Origin of the sequence: Vibrio sp. 1562 (assembly GCF_033340155.1) — a bacterium.
GTDB classification, from domain to species: Bacteria; Pseudomonadota; Gammaproteobacteria; order Enterobacterales; family Vibrionaceae; genus Vibrio; species Vibrio alginolyticus.
Window position 1 is genome coordinate 1 of record NZ_JAWOVY010000027.1, and the last position, 16,480, is coordinate 16,480.

A 16,480-nucleotide genomic window follows, 5' to 3' on the forward strand; every position below is an offset into this window, starting at 1 on the left:
TTGGCGCTGGACTAAACAAAGGCCCCCTTTTAGGGGGCTCACACAAAGCCACCTTCTTTAGAAGGTGGTAATTTACTCTCTTGCTTTAAAAGTAGCAAGAAAGGCAAGAAAGGATATCGGATGCAAGGATGGCTGGTGGTTCCCGTTTCTTTAGCGTATTTGGGAGCTTTATTTATCATCGCGTGGTACGGCGACATTCAGAAAAGGTGGCTAGCGCGCTGGCGGCCTTGGATTTATAGCCTTTCCATTGCGGTGTACTGTACATCGTGGACCTTCTACGGCACGGTCGGGCAGGCCAGCAGTAATCCTTGGTCTTTCTTGCCTATCTATATTGCTCCCATTTTAGTGTTTACCATCGGATGGCGCGTTTTAGCTCGGCTTATTTTGATTGCTAAACGGGAACACATCACGTCGATTGCTGACTTTATCGGAGCACGCTACGGTAAATCCCAAGGTTTGGCCGTGGTTGTTACGCTCATAGCGGTTGCGGGAATTTTGCCGTACATCGCTTTACAGCTGCGTGGTATCACTATGGGGCTTGAAATCATTGCTCCGGAGCTGGCTACTGATTTTGGTTATCAAAACGATAGCGTGTCGTGGTTTGTTGTGGTCGCATTGGCGATTTTTACGATGCTATTCGGTACCCGCCACATTGATAACACGGAACACCATCGTGGGATGATGATGGCAATTGCCTTCGAATCCATTATCAAACTGCTGGCTTTTTTAGTGGTTGGTGTTTTCATTGTTTGGTTGGCGATGAACACCGAGAATTTGAGCTTAATTGATGTTGCCGCACAGACGTATCAGTCACCAAATATCCCGACTATATTGATTCATACTGTACTCACGATGCTGGCGATCGTTTGCCTTCCGCGACAATTCCATACGATGGTTGTGGAAAATGAACGTGCTCAAGATTTGCACGTGGCTCGTTGGTTGTTCCCCATTTATCTGATCTTAATGGGGATTTTTGTTTTACCTATTGCGTGGGTAGGGCAAGGTCTCTTGAGTGGCGCTTCGCCTGATACTTATGTCATCAGTGTGCCGATGTCGGTAGGGGCGAGTGAAATCGCCTTACTTGCGTTTCTAGGCGGTACTTCAGCGGCAAGTGGCATGGTTATCGTATCGACGATTGCCTTAGCGATCATGGTCTCGAATGACTTGGTTATGCCATTGCTATTGCGTCGCATGCGACTGACGCAGCGTAACCATCACCATTTTTCTGAATTATTACTGCGGATCCGCCGTGGTTTGATATTAGTTTTGTTGATTGGCGCGTGGTGTTTCTATCAAGCGTTGGACACTATTCATTCACTGTCTGCTATCGGCTTTCTCTCGTTCGCGGCTATCACGCAATTCGCTCCTGCGCTGGTTGGCGGTATGTATTGGCGTCAAGGGAATAAGAAAGGTGTGTATGTTGGCCTCGCGGTGGGTTTTGCTACCTGGTTGATTACGTTAATGAGCCAAACAGACATGCTTGCCGGAGACGCCAGTAATAACTTCCTGATCTGGTTGATTACGCCACCAGAGGTATTGGCTAGTTTTGATATCGCGATTTCAGATTGGGGGATGATCCTCAGTGTGGTCGCTAATGCAGTGTGTTTTGTTGTGGTTTCTATGGCTACCCGACCAAGCCTAAGTGAGCGCTTACAATCGGCATCATTCGTTGGTACACCGCTGCCTGAAAGCGAAAATATGAGTCTGTACCAGAGCCGCGTTACGGTTGCAGAACTGGAAATGCTAGCGTCTAGATTTGTAGGACGAACGCGAGTTAAAGCGGCGTTTCAAGCCTACTGGAGCCAGCAACGAGAAGAGTTGATGCCGAATCAACAAGCGCCATCTTCTCTGATTCGGCATACGGAGCGTGTGCTAGCAGGGGTATTTGGAGCATCTTCTGCTAAGTTAGTACTTACTTCTGCTCTGCAAGGAAGAAACATGCAGCTTGAAGAGGTGGCGACTATCGTCGATGAAGCCTCTGAACTGTACGATTTTAGTCGGGGTTTACTCCAAGGCGCGATTGAGCATATTGGACAAGGTATTGCGGTCGTCGATAAGCAACTACGCTTGGTAGCGTGGAACCAACGCTATTTAGAACTCTTTGAATTTCCGCCAGGCCTGATTCAAGTAGGTCGACCGATTGCGGATGTGATTCGGCACAATGCAGAGCAGGGGTTGTGTGGCCCTGGTGACCCTGATGACCACGTTCGTCGCCGTGTTTATCACCTTGAGCAAGGGACTCGGCACACCTCTTCTCGGGTTCGTCCCGATGGTCGCGTGATAGAGGTGCAAGGTAACCCAATGCCAGGTGGTGGCTTTGTGATGAGCTTTACCGACATCACCGTATTCCGTGATGCAGAGCAAGCACTGAAAGACGCCAACGAGACATTGGAAGAAAGGGTACGTCTGCGGACTCGAGAATTAGAACAACTCAACAAGCAGCTGGTGGAAGCGACGCAGCGCTCTGATTTGGAATCGAAGTCCAAATCACGGTTCTTGGCGGCAGTAAGCCATGACTTGATGCAACCGCTCAACGCGGCGCGTCTATTCGCATCTTCACTATCGGAAGTCGCCAAAGACAGCGAAGCCAAAAAGCTGTCAGCACACATTGAAAGTGCTTTAGAGGCTGCCGAAGACTTAATTGGAGATTTGCTGGATATCTCGCGTTTGGAATCGGGCAAGTTGGAAGTCAACGTGCATGGCTTTGCGTTAAATGATGTGTTATCGAATTTGAATGCTGAGTTTAGTGCGTTAGCCAAACAGCAAGGTATAGAGTTCACCATGATTCCGTCCTCACTCATGGTTAAGTCGGATCCCAAACTGCTGCGCCGTGTGGTGCAAAACTTCCTGACCAATGCGTTTCGTTATAACCCGAATGGCAAAGTCGCACTCGGTGTTCGCCGCGTGAAAGGGCGAGTGCGTATTGATGTATGGGATAATGGAGTGGGGATTGAAGAAGAGAAGCAGCAAGAGATTTTTGAAGAGTTTAATCGCGGAACTCAAGTTCGTTCCGACCAAGGCCTCGGACTTGGTTTGGCGATTTCGAAAGGAATTGCTCAGGTACTTGGGCATGAAATTTCGATGCGCTCTTGGGTTGGAAAAGGCAGTGTTTTTTCCATCACCCTAGATAAAGCTGATCATGTTCAGCCTCATCCAGTTCACGTGGCAATGAGTAAGCAATCTGAACTTGGTCATCTGAGAATCCTATGTGTCGATAATGAGCCTGACATTCTAGTCGGCATGGAAAACTTACTTTCCCGATGGGGCTGCGATACACGAGTTGCGATTGATTTAGTTGAAAGTCTACAAGCGCTTGAGGATGGTTGGATTCCGGATGTAATTTTCTCCGATTACCGACTTGATGATGGTCGTACTGGTTTAGAAGTGCTACAGCAATGCCGCCTAAGATTAGGCCACAGCTTTGAAGGCGTCATCATCAGTGCAGATCGTACCGATGATATGCTTGATGGCATCAAAGCAAATGGGTTCAGCTTTATTGCTAAGCCAGTTAAGCCGCTTAAGCTGCGTTCGGTGCTCAATCGAGTCGCTTAGGATTGGAGTGTTTGAAAAATCGCTATAAAAAGAGACCTCCGAATGGAGGTCTCGATGTTTGTAATCTTAGTTGATAGGCTGAGTTTGCCGCTTATTCTGCGACGCCGCCTTGAGTCAGTTTGGCTGGATTAAGCAATCGCTCTAGTGTGGCTCTATCCAAATCAGTTTCTTCTTCCGCGACATCAATAATCGCGCGTCCCTGTTTGTAGGCTTTTTTCGCGACTTCTGCCGCTTTTAGGTAACCAATGACCGGGTTGAGAGCCGTGACCAAAATAGGGTTTTTGGCGAGTGCTACATCCAAGTTATCTTGGCGAACTTCAAACGTCGCAATGGCTTTGTCAGCTAAAGCGGTTGCGCTGTTAGAGAGTAACTCGATGCTCTCCAATACGTTATGAGCAATAACTGGCAGCATGACGTTAAGCTGGAAGTTGCCCGCTTGGCCTGCGACGGTAATGGTGGTGTCATTACCAATGACTTGCGCTGATGCCATAGCTGCGGCTTCTGGGATCACAGGATTTACTTTGCCAGGCATGATGGAAGAACCCGGTTGCAAGCCTTGTAATTCAATCTCACCTAAACCAGCCAATGGACCTGAATTCATCCAACGAAGATCATTTGCGATCTTCATGATCGCAACTGCTGCTGTTTTGAGCTGTCCCGACAGAGCGACGATCGCATCTTGACTGCTTAAATTGAAAAAGAAGTTATCACTGGCCATGAACTGAATACGAGTTGACTGGGTTAGGTTGCTAGCGAATAAGTCTGCAAAGCGTGGATCGGCATTGATCCCCGTTCCAACCGCCGTACCACCTTGGGCTAAGGCTTTTACAGCAGGAAGTGTTTGTTCAATCGCTTGTTTTGCATGCTCGATTTGGAACTGCCAACCGCCAAGTTCTTGAGCAAAGGTAATTGGCATCGCGTCCATTAAGTGGGTGCGACCGGTTTTTACAACATCTTTCAATGCTTGTTGCTTAGACTCTAGTGTTTGGCTTAGGTGTGACAGGGCCGGGAAGAGCTGTTTTTCAATGGCTAATGCTGCGCTAACTTGAATGGCCGTTGGTACCACATCGTTGCTGCTTTGTCCCATATTGACGTGATCATTAGGGCTGACAGTGCCGCCTAGATGCTGGGAGGCCAGTGTTGCAATTACCTCATTCGCATTCATATTTGAGCTAGTACCTGATCCGGTTTGAAATACGTCAATTGGGAATTGCTCAATATGATTGCCTTCGATAATTGCTTGAGCTGCGTCAGCAATCGCGTTGGCAATATCTCCCTCAAGCAGCCCTAGCTGTGCGTTGGTGAGTGCCGCAGTCTGCTTGATGTGTGCTAACGCTTTGATAAAACCAGATGGCATTTTATGTTGACTGAATGAGAAGTTATCGACGGCGCGTTGAGTCTGGGCTTGGTAGAGAGCATCTGCAGGGACCGTTACTTCGCCCATACTGTCAGTTTCTATGCGGAATTCGGTGCTCATGGTAGGGATCCTTTTGGTTAATCGAGTGAGATTTGAATCAGGCGTAATTGTTGTTGTAGTGCGAGAAATTTCACGTCGCCTTGTTCAAACTGGTAGTAATAGCGTTTGAGGCAAAATAATGGCGTATGGATAGAATCGAGACAGACACGACGGAAGATACGACTGCGAGTTGAGTCTTGAATTGCGTCTAGTAAATGGAAATAAACCTGACGTAAAAACAGCTCACACAACAATAGATTTTCTTCATCGGCATCGTGTTCATAACAAGAAGACAACACCATTCCCCAATGAATATAGTCATGAATCACGTCTGGCTCAAAGCCATGTGGTGCGGCGAGAAGGAATCTATCTTGGGCTTTAAAAAATGCGTTAAAGATGTCCCGTTTGTTGTCCATAACCACCTCTCATTAAATGTAGTGATAATTATTATCAATTAAGTTGTGGGTTGGCAACCCTTTTTAGAGTAAGAGGTTGTTGAAGAAAGACTTACGGAAACAAAAGCCGACGCAAAGGCGTCGGCTGAGTAGGAATTCATTTATGCTGAGTGAAACTAAGTCACTGTCGTTTGAATACCGGTGAATTAGCTTGTCGCCGTTATTCAGTAAATAAGGTTTCGTACTTCACAAATGCGGTTTGTGTTTCACCATAATACAGTGTGCCGCCTGATTGAATGACGACTCTTAACCAGCTTTCTGCAGATGCAGGCTTTGGTAAGGTGATGTACCAGCTTTGGCCTGCTTGATCGGCGGGCTTCATATCAATCGGTTGAGCGTTTTTCTCTTTGTCACTCACAATAGAAACTTTAACCCCTTCGAGTGGGTAAGCGGCGTTGAGTGACAATTCTAAGTTATTTTTAGTGAGTTTTTCAGAGCGAAATTTCACTTTAAAATCGCCATTTTCCATATCACACAGACCACTGGTGTAACGACAATTAGACTTACTCGCGAGTTTGTAAGTTTCCCCTTCTTGCGCCGCGTGGGGTTTCTCGCTGAGGGCCATATCGGTACCGAAGTAAGCGATCAAAGAGAGAACTGGCGCAATCAGTAGAGCGAGAATAAAGTGCTTGTTTTTGAACATCTTGGCTTCCTTGCAACGACATACTGCGAATATGGTAACTGAAAAGTGAGAATAAAAAAGCCCCGGACGGCTGGTTCCAAGCGGGGCTTTTGTGGTTTTGATTAGTTTTTAGTGATCCACTGCACTACCAGCACCTATTGGCACGCGAACGTGTTCGACTAGGTCTTTTACTTCTTGTGGCGTTTCTGCTGTTACTTTGGAGACAGCGAATGCGACGATGAAGTTAAATAGTGCGCCGATAGCACCAAACGCGTTTGGCTCAATACCTAGGAACCAGTTTGTTCCCCAGCTTTCTAGATACTTCCAATCAGCAACGAAAAGGATGCCTTTGTGTTGGAATACGTAGAACAGCGTAATACTGATACCCGCAATCATACCGGCGATTGCGCCTTCTTTGTTGATGCTCTTGCTGAAGATGCCCATCATCAATGCAGGGAAGATGGATGAAGCGGCAAGACCAAAGGCGAGTGCTACCGTACCTGCGGCAAATCCAGGCGGATTTAGACCGAGATAGCCTGCGGCTGCTATCGCTACTGCCATTGATATTCGACTAGCAAGTAGCTCTTTTTTCTCGGATATGTTCGGATTGATAACCCCTTTGATTAAGTCATGGGAAATAGCTGAAGAAATGGCGAGTAGTAAACCTGCTGCGGTAGATAGTGCAGCTGCAAGACCACCTGCTGCCACAAGTGCGATCACCCAGTTTGGTAGTTTAGCGATCTCTGGGTTAGCCAATACCATGATGTCGTTATCAACGCGCAGTTCGTTGGTGGACGCATCTGAAGTGTATTGGATATTGCCATCGCCATTTTTATCGTCAAAACCGAGTAGTCCAGTTGTTTCCCAGTTTTTGAACCACGCAGGACGCTCGTCATACGCTAGGTGCTGACCCGGAGCTGGATTTACCGTATTCATTAGGTTGAGACGAGCCATCGCTGATACCGCTGGTGCTGTAGTGTAAAGGATTGCGATGAAGATCAGAGCCCAGCCTGCTGATGTACGTGCGTCGCGAACCTTCGGCACGGTAAAGAAACGGATAATTACGTGTGGTAGACCGGCAGTACCAATCATCAGTGACATGGTGTAGACAAACATATTAAGTGTGTCGCCACGTACTTGGGTCGTGTATTCACTAAATCCGAGTTCGGTCACAACTTGGTCAAGCCGATCGAGTAGATAGACATCGGTACCAGCCATGGTACTCCCCAGACCAATTTGTGGGATTGGGTTACCAGTGAGTTGCAGAGAGATAAAGATTGCAGGGATAGTGTAAGCAAGAATGAGTACGCAATATTGAGCAATCTGCGTGTAAGTGATGCCTTTCATGCCGCCAAGAACCGCGTACATGAAAACGATACACATACCAATTAATAGGCCAGTGGAGTAGTCCACTTCTAAGAAGCGACCAAACGCAACACCCACGCCTTTCATCTGACCGATAACATAAGTCACTGATGCGATGATAAGACAAACAACCGCTACGATACGTGCGGTATTGGAGTAAAAGCGTTCACCAACGAACTCTGGCACCGTAAACTTCCCAAATTTGCGTAGGTAAGGTGCTAGCAACAGCGCAAGCAGAACGTAACCACCAGTCCAACCCATTAGAAATACTGAGCCGCCATAGCCCATGAAGGCAATTAAGCCTGCCATTGAGATAAACGACGCTGCGGACATCCAATCGGCTGCGGTTGCCATACCGTTTGCAATCGGGTTTACACCGCCACCAGCAACATAAAACTCTTTGGTTGAGCCGGCGCGAGCCCAAATAGCAATCCCGATGTACAGGATGAACGTGGCGCCAACGACCAGGTAGGTAATAGTTTTCAAATCCATCTGAGTGACTCCTTATTCGTCCACGCCGAATTCACGGTCAATTTGGCGCATCTTCCATGCGTAATAGAAAATAATTCCTAGGAACGCATAGATGGAGCCTTGTTGAGCAAACCAGAAACCGAGTTTGTAACCGCCTAGTTGAAATTGATTTAGTACGTCGACAAATAAAATGCCGCAGCCGAAAGACACGACGAACCAGATGACCATTAGGCCGATCATGAGCTTCACGTTTTTGTCCCAATAGGCTTTGGCTCTTTCTTCGCTTTCAAATGCCATTGCCGTCTCCTTACGATTGGTATTGTTGTTAATGAAATGTTTCAATATGTACATTAGCAAGGTGTTGGCAATAACTCTTTTCAACTTTAGTCGGGGTGTTAAAAATGAAGAACCCCCATATTATGGGCTTTTGCAGCGAAAAAAGGGGTAAAACGTTATGTTAATAAACTGTTAAGTTAGCCAAAGGTCTAAAGGTTGATTGGATAAACAGGCATGATTAAGACGGGCCATTAATCTTTTCTTCATTGAACTTGGAGATGCTGTGTAAGTATTGGTGGTGATCTTGTGGCTCTTAAAGAGAGAAGGCGTAGATAAGAAAGCTCACAAGTAATTTATTTACATAAAGTTTTCGCATCAAATCACCGTTTTAACGCACAATAAAGTAATATAACTGAGTCATTCTCGTACAACCTCGCATTTTGAGACGGTGTAAAGGGGAGGCAGATTAGGGCATTACCTCATTAACGAAGTAGCCTTGCTCATCACAATTATTATCGTTTTTCATTAAGGGAGGGTGAGAATGGACGCAGACACCATTAACAGTTTTTTTCTAATAGGTGCGTTGTTAATCGCACTTAGCGTTCTTTTAAGCCCAGTGTCTTCTAAGTTGGGAATCCCAATTCTTTTGGTATTTTTAGCCGTTGGAATGCTAGCGGGGGAAGACGGCTTAGGCGGCATTTTATTCGATAACTTTTCGATCGCTTATTTGGTTAGTAACCTCGCATTAGCCATCATTTTGCTTGATGGTGGGATGAGAACGCGGGTCGCCAGCTTTAGGGTTGCGTTATGGCCCTCGGTCTCTTTGGCGACATTTGGCGTTGCGATCACCACCATTTTGACCGGGCTGATGGCAACGTGGTTATTCGACTTAGATTTATTGCAAGGCATATTGGTTGGTGCGATTGTTGGTTCCACCGATGCTGCCGCGGTCTTCTCTCTACTCAAAAGTCGTAGCCTGAACGAACGTGTTGGTTCAACGCTGGAAATTGAATCCGGCACCAATGACCCAATGGCGGTGTTTCTGACCGTAACTCTGATTGCTATTTTAGCGAACCCTGGCGCAGATTTAAGTGCGGGCTTTTTGGCGTTCAGTTTTCTTAAGCAGTTTGGTATTGGCGCGTTACTTGGCTTCGCTGGTGGCTGGATCTTATGGAAAGTTATCAATCGCAATCAATTACCAGATGGGCTGTATTCTATTTTAACGGTCAGTGGTGGCTTGCTTATTTTCGCTTTATCTAACACTTTGGGTGGCAGTGGTATTTTGTCGATTTACCTTGTTGGTCTTTTATTAGGTAACCGTCCAACACGCAGCCGCCACTCTATTCTTCATGTTTTAGATGGTATGACGTGGCTAGCTCAAATTGGTATGTTCTTGGTGCTTGGTTTGTTGGTTACGCCATCCAATTTACTCTCTATTGCGTTGCCAGGTCTTGCGCTTGCTTTCGGGATGATTTTGTTTGCCCGACCAATCTCTGTTTGGATTGGTTTACTGCCATTCAAGAGTTTCACGCCACGTGAAAAGTGGTTTGTCTCTTGGGTAGGACTGCGTGGTGCTGTACCTATCATCCTCGCGGTATTTCCGATGATGGCAGGGTTGCCAGATGCTCAACTGTACTTCAATTTGGCATTCTTTGTAGTAATGGTGTCTTTGATAGTACAAGGGGGCACGTTGACTAAGGCGATGTCTCTTGCAAAGGTCGAGCTACCTTCTAAGCCTGAGCCAATTTCGCGTACGGGTGTAGAGATTTACCCGACCAGTGAGTGGGAGCTGTTTATCTATAGACTTAAAGCAGATAAATGGTGCATTGGTGAGCCATTACGTAGTCTTTCGATGCCGGAAGGAACGCGTATCGCCGCTGTATTTCGCAGTAAAGAGCTATTGCACCCATCCGGCAGTACGCGTCTTGAGGAAGATGATACCTTGTGTGTATTAGCACAAGAAAAGGATTTAGATGCACTGAGCTTACTGTTTAGTGAAGCCCCAGAGAAAGCGTCGCTAGCGCGATTCTTCGGTGACTTCTTCCTCGATATTGAAGTGAAGCTTGCCGATATTGCCGTGATGTATGGTTTGAATCTGGGGGATGAACCGCTGGATAAAAGTTTGAGAAACCTTGTCGAAGAGCAATTAGGTAGCACGCCAGTATTGGGAGACCATTTCGAGTGGCAAGGTTTGCATTGGATCGTCGCTGATGTTGTTGATCAGCAGGTCACTAAAGTCGGTATCCGATTGCCAAACGAAAAAAGTAAGTCTGACGATAAGATGTCAATCTAGTCGCTCATTTCCGTCAGCATAATCACGGCTTGCGTGCGGTTCTTTACACCGAGCTTACGGAAAATCGCTGTCATGTGCGCTTTTATGGTAGCTTCCGAAACATTCAATTCGTAAGCGATTTGCTTGTTCAGCAAGCCATCGGACAACATTCCCAACACTTTATATTGCTGCGGTGTTAGCGCAGCAATCTTTTCCGCTAAGTCATTACATGCCGCGTTATTGGTGATCAACCCTTCAGGGAAGTATGGGTCGCCATTCAGCACTTGATTGAGCGCGTTCACTAATTCGCGCATGTCGCTGGACTTGGGAATAAAACCAAATGCACCATGGCTTTTCACCTGCGTCACGATCGCCGGCTCTTCACTCGCTGAAACGACGACGATAGGTAAATCTGGATGCTCTGCTCGCAAATGAATCAAGCCAGACATACCATTTGCTCCTGGCATTTTGAGATCCAATAGCACTAAATCTGGCTCTTCCTCTCGCTCCAACAAAGCCAGAAGTGCGTCGAGTGAGTCCGCTTCCAGCAAATTTGCACCACTAATAGCCATGTGGATAGATTGAAACAAGGCATTCCGGAAGAGTGGGTGATCATCTGCAATAATGATGGTGTAGGTCGAATCCATGACGTTAAACACTTTTGACTATTTCGTTAAATTTATTATTGTCCAGCTTTGAGAGAGTGGACAATATTTATTCGCTAAAAGTCTGAACCAAATCGACTTTTATTAGGAAAATTGCATATAAACGCAATGTTCTTATTCAAATCTGAGCAATAAAAAACGCCAGTGGACATCACTGGCGTTTGAATATCTGGTTATCAGAACTGCTTGATATGCTCTAAGAAAGGCTCAGCTTGCATGAATCCCGTCAAACGAGCGTTTGAAACGTGTTCGCCACTGGCATCCCAAAACTCAATTGTTGGTAAACCAAGTACATTCATGTGCTTCAGTAGTTCGATGTCTTGCACTTGGTTTTTGGTCACGTCCGCTTGCAGAAGAACGAAGTCTTGCAGTTTTGCTTCGACGCTTGGGTCATGGAAGGTGTACTTTTCAAACTCTTTACATGCTACACACCAATCGGCGTAGAAATCGAGCATGACGGGTTTACCTGCCGCTTTCGCAAGTGCCAGTTGTTCTTCAAGCTCCGCCACGTTAGCAATGCGAGTAAAGCTAACAGTGGCTTGCTGAGTTTGTGTTGTGCTGTTGCCAAACCAGTAATTTAAGATAGGTTGTGCTGCGGCTAGCAAACCTAAGACGGCGATTATGCCCACGGCACTTTGTTTCCAGCCACCAAACTCTAGACTGTTTTTGATGTGGTATAGCCAACCAAAAGCAGCAATACCCAGTGCTGACCACAGAATCGTTGACCACATTTCTGGCATGATGCGTTCTAGTAAGAAGATAGGTGCGGCAAGCAGAATAAAGCCGAACAGCGTTTTCACGCGGTCCATCCAACCGCCGGCTTTTGGTAGCAACTTGTTGCCAAATACCGCTACAAGGATCAGCGGAATACCCATGCCCATCGCCAGCGCGTATAACGCGATACCACCGGTAAGCAAATCGCCGCTTTGTGCCACGTAAAGTAGCGCACCAGACAGAGGTGCCGTGGTACATGGTGAGCACACCAGTCCAGAAATCGCCCCCATGGCGAATACGCCTGCACTGCTGCCGCCCTGTTGCTTATTACTTAAGTTATTCAACCATGTTTGAACGTTGCTTGGTAGCTGTAATGAGTACAGACCAAACATAGACAAAGCGAGTGCGATGAACAGTACGCTCAAGCCAATCAGCACATAAGGGTGTTGCATTGCTGCTTGGAACTGCATACCTGCAGATGCCACCACAAGGCCGAGTAGGGTGTAAGTCAGCGCCATGCCTTGTACATAGACAAACGACAAGCCTAGCGCACGGCGCTGACTCAGTTTGCCACTGCCAAGCACGATGCTGGTCAGAATTGGGTACATCGGCAGCACACAAGGTGTAAACGCCAAGCCCACACCAAGCGCCAAGAACAGAAGTGGTGTCCACCAGTTATCAGCAAGGTTGGCTGCAAGGCTATCTTGCTGTGTTACTGGCGCTGATGATGTGTCATCAGACGTAGATGATTGCGCCGCTGGTGGCGTTGCTGTTGGTGCTTGTTCTGCTTTTGGTATTGTCGTCGCCGCTGTTGAATCTGAGTTCGACGAAGTAAACGCGCTGATAGGAATCACGCGAGTTTCTGGCGGGTAACAGAAGCCTGCTTTCGCACAACCTTGGTATTGCACCACCACGCGCGCACCGTCTTGCCAATCATGCATTGGTACATTAACGAAGAGAGGTTGAGTATAGATATGCACGTCACCAAAGAATTCATCTTTATGCGGTGTGCCGTCTTCCATTTGCAGTTCGCCTAGCGATACTTTCTCACCAGCTACAGACAAGCGCTCTTGATATAGGTAGTACCCGTCACGTACCTGCCAATCGAGCATCAATTTGTCATCTTGCTGGTAGAAGTTAAATGGAAACGCCTGATCAACCGGAACAAAGCTGTCGCTGCTGCTACCAAAACTGTTGTTCTGGCTACTGTTAAACTGGTCTTTGCCAAATAAAGCTAAAGACGGAGTGGAAAAGGTAATGAGCCCTAAGAGTAAAACGGAAAGTAATGCGCGCATAAAAGAGTCAATTCATCTTAGATAATTGCCGTTAGTGTAACTCAATCAGACCCGGAGGCGAGTCAATAAGTTTCATGAAAATGAAGATTTATTGAGCATAAATCAAGACAACAGGCAATAAAAAAGGGAGCCGAAGCTCCCCGAGTAAGACTCTGTTTCTACTAGATCAGTAGACCACCGAATGCGAAGCCAAGTGCTACCGCAGAAGCGATGGTTACCACACCAGGTACAAAGAATGGGTGATTGAATACGTACTTACCGATACGAGTTGAACCCGTGTCGTCCATCTCAACCGCTGCTAGAAGCGTTGGGTAAGTTGGCAGCACGAATAGCGCACTTACTGCTGCGAAAGATGCAACTGCGGTAAGTGGTGCGACACCGATTGCTAGTGCTGCTGGCATCAGCGCAACAGTGGTTGCACCTTGTGAGTAAAGCAGCATTGAAGCGAAGAATAGAACGAGTGCTAGCATCCATGGGTAGTCTGCTAGTAGCGCACCAGCCACTTCTTTGATGCCGTCAACGTGCGCGTTAACGAACGTAGAACCTAGCCATGCCACACCAAGAACACACACACACGCTGTCATACCAGAGCGGAATGTTGCTGCGGCTGGGATTTTGCCAGCATCGATTTTACAGCTCATTACGATAGCTGCCGCAGCTGCTAGCATTACCGTCATGATAGCTTCGTTACGGCCTAGAGCAGGGTTCTCGATAAGACCCACAGAGCCAGAAATTGCTGCTGCGTAACACACGACAAATGCGATTGCGCCTAGGAAGATGAAGGTGGCTTTCTTCGCTGTTGGTAGGATTTCGCGTTTTGCTTCTGTATTTAGCTTGATTAAGCCTTTTTCTAGACGCTCTTGGTATTCAGCATCGTCTTTTAGCTCACAGCCCATGAAGTTCGCCACGAACGCACCGATCATGCACGCGATGAACGTCGTTGGGATACAGATTGCTAGTAGTGTTAGGTAGTCAACGCCAAATGGGTGCAGCATTGCCGCGAACGCTACAACAGCCGCTGAGATTGGTGATGCGGTGATAGCGATTTGCGATGCTACGACCGCGATAGACAGTGGACGAGAAGGGCGCACGCCTTGGCCTTTCGCTACTTCTGCAATCACTGGCAAAGTAGAGAATGCCGTGTGGCCAGTACCCGCCATTAATGTCATTAGGTAAGTTACGATAGGCGCATAAAAGGTGATGCGCTCAGGATGCTTGCGCAAAAAGTTTTCAGCAACTTGCACCATCCAGTCTAAACCACCCGCTACCTGCATTGCTGCGATAGCGGTGATTACAGACATGATGATCAAAATTACGTCAACGGGAATGTAAGCTTGGCTTGTTGGTACGCCCAAGATCAAAGACAACGCAATGACCCCAGCACCACCGGCAAAACCAATGCCGATACCACCGATTCTTGCCCCCAAATAGATGAAGAGCAGAACCACGAAGAGTTCGACCATGACCATATTGATACCTCTTTAGTTTTTTATTTGATTCTGATTTTTTGAACACTCAGGAACAGGAGTAAATGCTCAGAGAATGAGAACCTAGTGGTTTAGCGGCAATAAAAGCATATAAAAAATGTGGTTAACCGTATGAGAGCCTAAAAAAGGGGCCTGAGTGGCCCCCTTCGGATTCGTTATTACTCGTAACGTTTTGCTTTGTAAGTAGGATGCATGAAGTTTTCTACTGACAAGATTTCATCAAGCTCCTCTGCTGTAAGCAGACCGCGCTCTAGCACGACTTCACGAACACTCTTGCCAGTTTCTGCACAAATCTTACCTACGATGTCACCTTCGTGGTGGCCGATGTATGGGTTTAGGTAAGTGACGATACCGATAGAGTTGTAAACGTAGTTTTCGCAAACTTCTTTGTTCACAGTGATGCCGTCGATACATTTATCACGTAGGTTCACACACGCATTGTGTAGTAGAGAGATAGACTCAAACACGCTTTGTGCGATAACTGGTTCCATTACGTTTAGCTGTAGCTGACCGCCTTCTGCTGCGAAAGAAACCGTGTTGTCGTTACCGAGAACTTTGAAGCAAACTTGGTTTACTACTTCTGGGATAACTGGGTTTACTTTAGCTGGCATGATTGAAGAGCCTGCTTGCATTTCAGGTAGGTTCAATTCATTTAGACCCGCACGAGGACCAGAAGAAAGTAGACGAAGGTCGTTACAGATCTTCGATAGTTTCACTGCTAGGCGTTTTAGTGCGCCGTGAGTCATTACGTATGCACCACAGTCAGACGTTGCTTCGATAAGGTCTTCTGCTGCAACAACGTCAAGGCCTGTTACTTCCGCTAGGTGTTTTACTGCAAGCGCTTGGTAGCCAGTTGGTGTATTTAGACCAGTACCGATTGCGGTTGCGCCTAGGTTGATTTCTAGGAGGAGTTTAGATGTGTAATCTAGAGCACGAATCTCTTCGTTTAGTGTTACCGCCCACGCATGGAACTCTTGACCTACTGTCATTGGTACTGCGTCTTGAAGCTGAGTACGGCCCATTTTCAGTACATCTTTAAACTCAACGGCTTTAAGTTCGAATGCGCCTTTTAGGTACTCAATTGCTTCCATTAGCTTGTGTACGCTGTTGTATACCGCAATACGGAAGCCTGTTGGGTACGCACAGTTGGTTGATTGGCTCTTGTTTACATGGTCATTTGGATTAACAAATTCGTATTGGCCTTTCTCTTTACCCATCAACTCAAGCGCAACGTTTGCGATCACTTCGTTCGTGTTCATGTTAACTGAAGTGCCTGCACCGCCTTGGAATACGTCTGATGGGAACTGATCCATACACTTGCCAGTTTCTAGGATCAAATCACACGCTTCGATGATGTAGTTTGCAACGTCTTTTGGAATAGCGCCAAGTTCTTTGTTTGCTAACGCTGCTGCTTTTTTGGTCATTACCATGCCGCGTACAAATTCTGGTACGTCAGAGATGGTCATATTGGAGATGTTGAAGTTCTCGATCGCACGTAGCGTATGAATACCGTAGTACGCATCTGCAGGGACATGACGTTGACCTAATAGATCTTCTTCAATACGAGTGGCTGGGTTTGCTGTTTTTGGAGCATCAGATAGGGTAGCCATAGCAGGATCCTTAGATGATAATTCTGATAATAAAGTTATTTATTAGCCATTTCTGCAATCTAGAATCCATTCATCAGAATTTTTGGCTGGAAAATCCGTCCTGACTTATGTGGCACATGATACTGCACCTAGCGCATAAAAATAGTAACTAGATCACCTTTTTCGTTTTTCATGAGTCAATAATTTGCAAAGTATGAACGGGTTATTAATAACCCTTTATGGGTACTCGATTTTCCTCGA

At 46.7% G+C, this 16,480-nt stretch carries 11 protein-coding genes; 2 read left to right on the forward strand and 9 right to left on the reverse strand.

All coding sequences use genetic code 11. From position 1 onward, the window contains the following. Positions 1–120: 120 nt before the first annotated feature. A complete protein-coding gene (locus R7Z49_RS20395) occupies positions 121–3,552 on the forward strand; it encodes a PAS-domain containing protein (protein WP_054577283.1) in 3,432 nt (1,143 codons plus the stop codon). Between the two features lie 91 nt (positions 3,553–3,643). Here the strand turns inward: R7Z49_RS20395 and R7Z49_RS20400 are convergent, their stop codons facing one another. The 5 genes from R7Z49_RS20400 to R7Z49_RS20420 all read right to left on the reverse strand — a co-directional run bounded on the left by R7Z49_RS20400 (position 3,644) and on the right by R7Z49_RS20420 (position 8,218). Continuing rightward, entirely contained in the window at positions 3,644–5,029 is a 1,386-nt protein-coding gene (locus R7Z49_RS20400) for a class II fumarate hydratase (RefSeq protein WP_054577282.1), read from the reverse strand. Positions 5,030–5,046: 17 nt separating this feature from the next. Further along, positions 5,047–5,424 (reverse strand): hypothetical protein, encoded by a 378-nt coding sequence (locus tag R7Z49_RS20405; RefSeq protein ID WP_005382370.1) that lies wholly within the window; start codon positions 5,422–5,424, stop codon positions 5,047–5,049. Positions 5,425–5,623: 199 nt separating this feature from the next. Then, the gene (locus R7Z49_RS20410) at positions 5,624–6,106 is read right to left on the reverse strand and encodes a hypothetical protein (protein ID WP_005382371.1); all 483 of its coding nucleotides are present in this window, start codon (positions 6,104–6,106) and stop codon (positions 5,624–5,626) included. Positions 6,107–6,214: 108 nt separating this feature from the next. Next, positions 6,215–7,942 (reverse strand): sodium:solute symporter family protein, encoded by a 1,728-nt coding sequence (locus tag R7Z49_RS20415; RefSeq protein WP_054577281.1) that lies wholly within the window; start codon positions 7,940–7,942, stop codon positions 6,215–6,217. Between the two features lie 12 nt (positions 7,943–7,954). Beyond that, positions 7,955–8,218, reverse strand: coding sequence for a DUF4212 domain-containing protein (locus R7Z49_RS20420; protein ID WP_005382373.1), 264 nt, complete (start codon positions 8,216–8,218; stop codon positions 7,955–7,957). A gap of 520 nt (positions 8,219–8,738) precedes the next feature. Here R7Z49_RS20420 and R7Z49_RS20425 point away from each other — a divergent pair. Beyond that, the gene (locus tag R7Z49_RS20425) at positions 8,739–10,490 is read left to right on the forward strand and encodes a potassium/proton antiporter (protein ID WP_318111968.1); all 1,752 of its coding nucleotides are present in this window, start codon (positions 8,739–8,741) and stop codon (positions 10,488–10,490) included. On the opposite strand, the gene R7Z49_RS20430 is transcribed toward R7Z49_RS20425, so the two are convergent. The 4 genes from R7Z49_RS20430 to aspA form a co-directional block, all read right to left on the reverse strand. Beyond that, positions 10,487–11,116, reverse strand: coding sequence for a response regulator (locus tag R7Z49_RS20430; protein ID WP_005382375.1), 630 nt, complete (start codon positions 11,114–11,116; stop codon positions 10,487–10,489). The genes R7Z49_RS20425 and R7Z49_RS20430 overlap by 4 nt on opposite strands. 194 nt (positions 11,117–11,310) lie before the next feature. Next, positions 11,311–13,143: a protein-disulfide reductase DsbD gene (locus tag R7Z49_RS20435; protein ID WP_054577279.1), complete on the reverse strand. Its 1,833-nt coding sequence runs from the start codon at positions 13,141–13,143 to the stop codon at positions 11,311–11,313. A gap of 161 nt (positions 13,144–13,304) precedes the next feature. Next, positions 13,305–14,612 (reverse strand): anaerobic C4-dicarboxylate transporter, encoded by a 1,308-nt coding sequence (locus R7Z49_RS20440; RefSeq protein WP_005382378.1) that lies wholly within the window; start codon positions 14,610–14,612, stop codon positions 13,305–13,307. Between the two features lie 176 nt (positions 14,613–14,788). Continuing rightward, positions 14,789–16,240 carry an aspartate ammonia-lyase gene (gene aspA / locus R7Z49_RS20445; RefSeq protein WP_005382379.1) on the reverse strand — a complete coding sequence of 484 codons (1,452 nt, stop codon included), beginning with the start codon at positions 16,238–16,240 and terminating at the stop codon, positions 14,789–14,791. Between the last annotated feature and the right edge of the window lie 240 nt (positions 16,241–16,480).

Coding starts and splice junctions, on each gene's coding strand:
- R7Z49_RS20395 (WP_054577283.1), top strand. CDS start 121: ATGCAAGGATGGCTGGTGGTTCCCGTTTCTTTAGCGTATTTGGGAGCT.
- R7Z49_RS20400 (WP_054577282.1), bottom strand. CDS start 5,029: ATGAGCACCGAATTCCGCATAGAAACTGACAGTATGGGCGAAGTAACG.
- R7Z49_RS20405 (WP_005382370.1), bottom strand. CDS start 5,424: ATGGACAACAAACGGGACATCTTTAACGCATTTTTTAAAGCCCAAGAT.
- R7Z49_RS20410 (WP_005382371.1), bottom strand. CDS start 6,106: ATGTTCAAAAACAAGCACTTTATTCTCGCTCTACTGATTGCGCCAGTT.
- R7Z49_RS20415 (WP_054577281.1), bottom strand. CDS start 7,942: ATGGATTTGAAAACTATTACCTACCTGGTCGTTGGCGCCACGTTCATC.
- R7Z49_RS20420 (WP_005382373.1), bottom strand. CDS start 8,218: ATGGCATTTGAAAGCGAAGAAAGAGCCAAAGCCTATTGGGACAAAAAC.
- R7Z49_RS20425 (WP_318111968.1), top strand. CDS start 8,739: ATGGACGCAGACACCATTAACAGTTTTTTTCTAATAGGTGCGTTGTTA.
- R7Z49_RS20430 (WP_005382375.1), bottom strand. CDS start 11,116: ATGGATTCGACCTACACCATCATTATTGCAGATGATCACCCACTCTTC.
- R7Z49_RS20435 (WP_054577279.1), bottom strand. CDS start 13,143: ATGCGCGCATTACTTTCCGTTTTACTCTTAGGGCTCATTACCTTTTCC.
- R7Z49_RS20440 (WP_005382378.1), bottom strand. CDS start 14,612: ATGGTCATGGTCGAACTCTTCGTGGTTCTGCTCTTCATCTATTTGGGG.
- aspA (WP_005382379.1), bottom strand. CDS start 16,240: ATGGCTACCCTATCTGATGCTCCAAAAACAGCAAACCCAGCCACTCGT.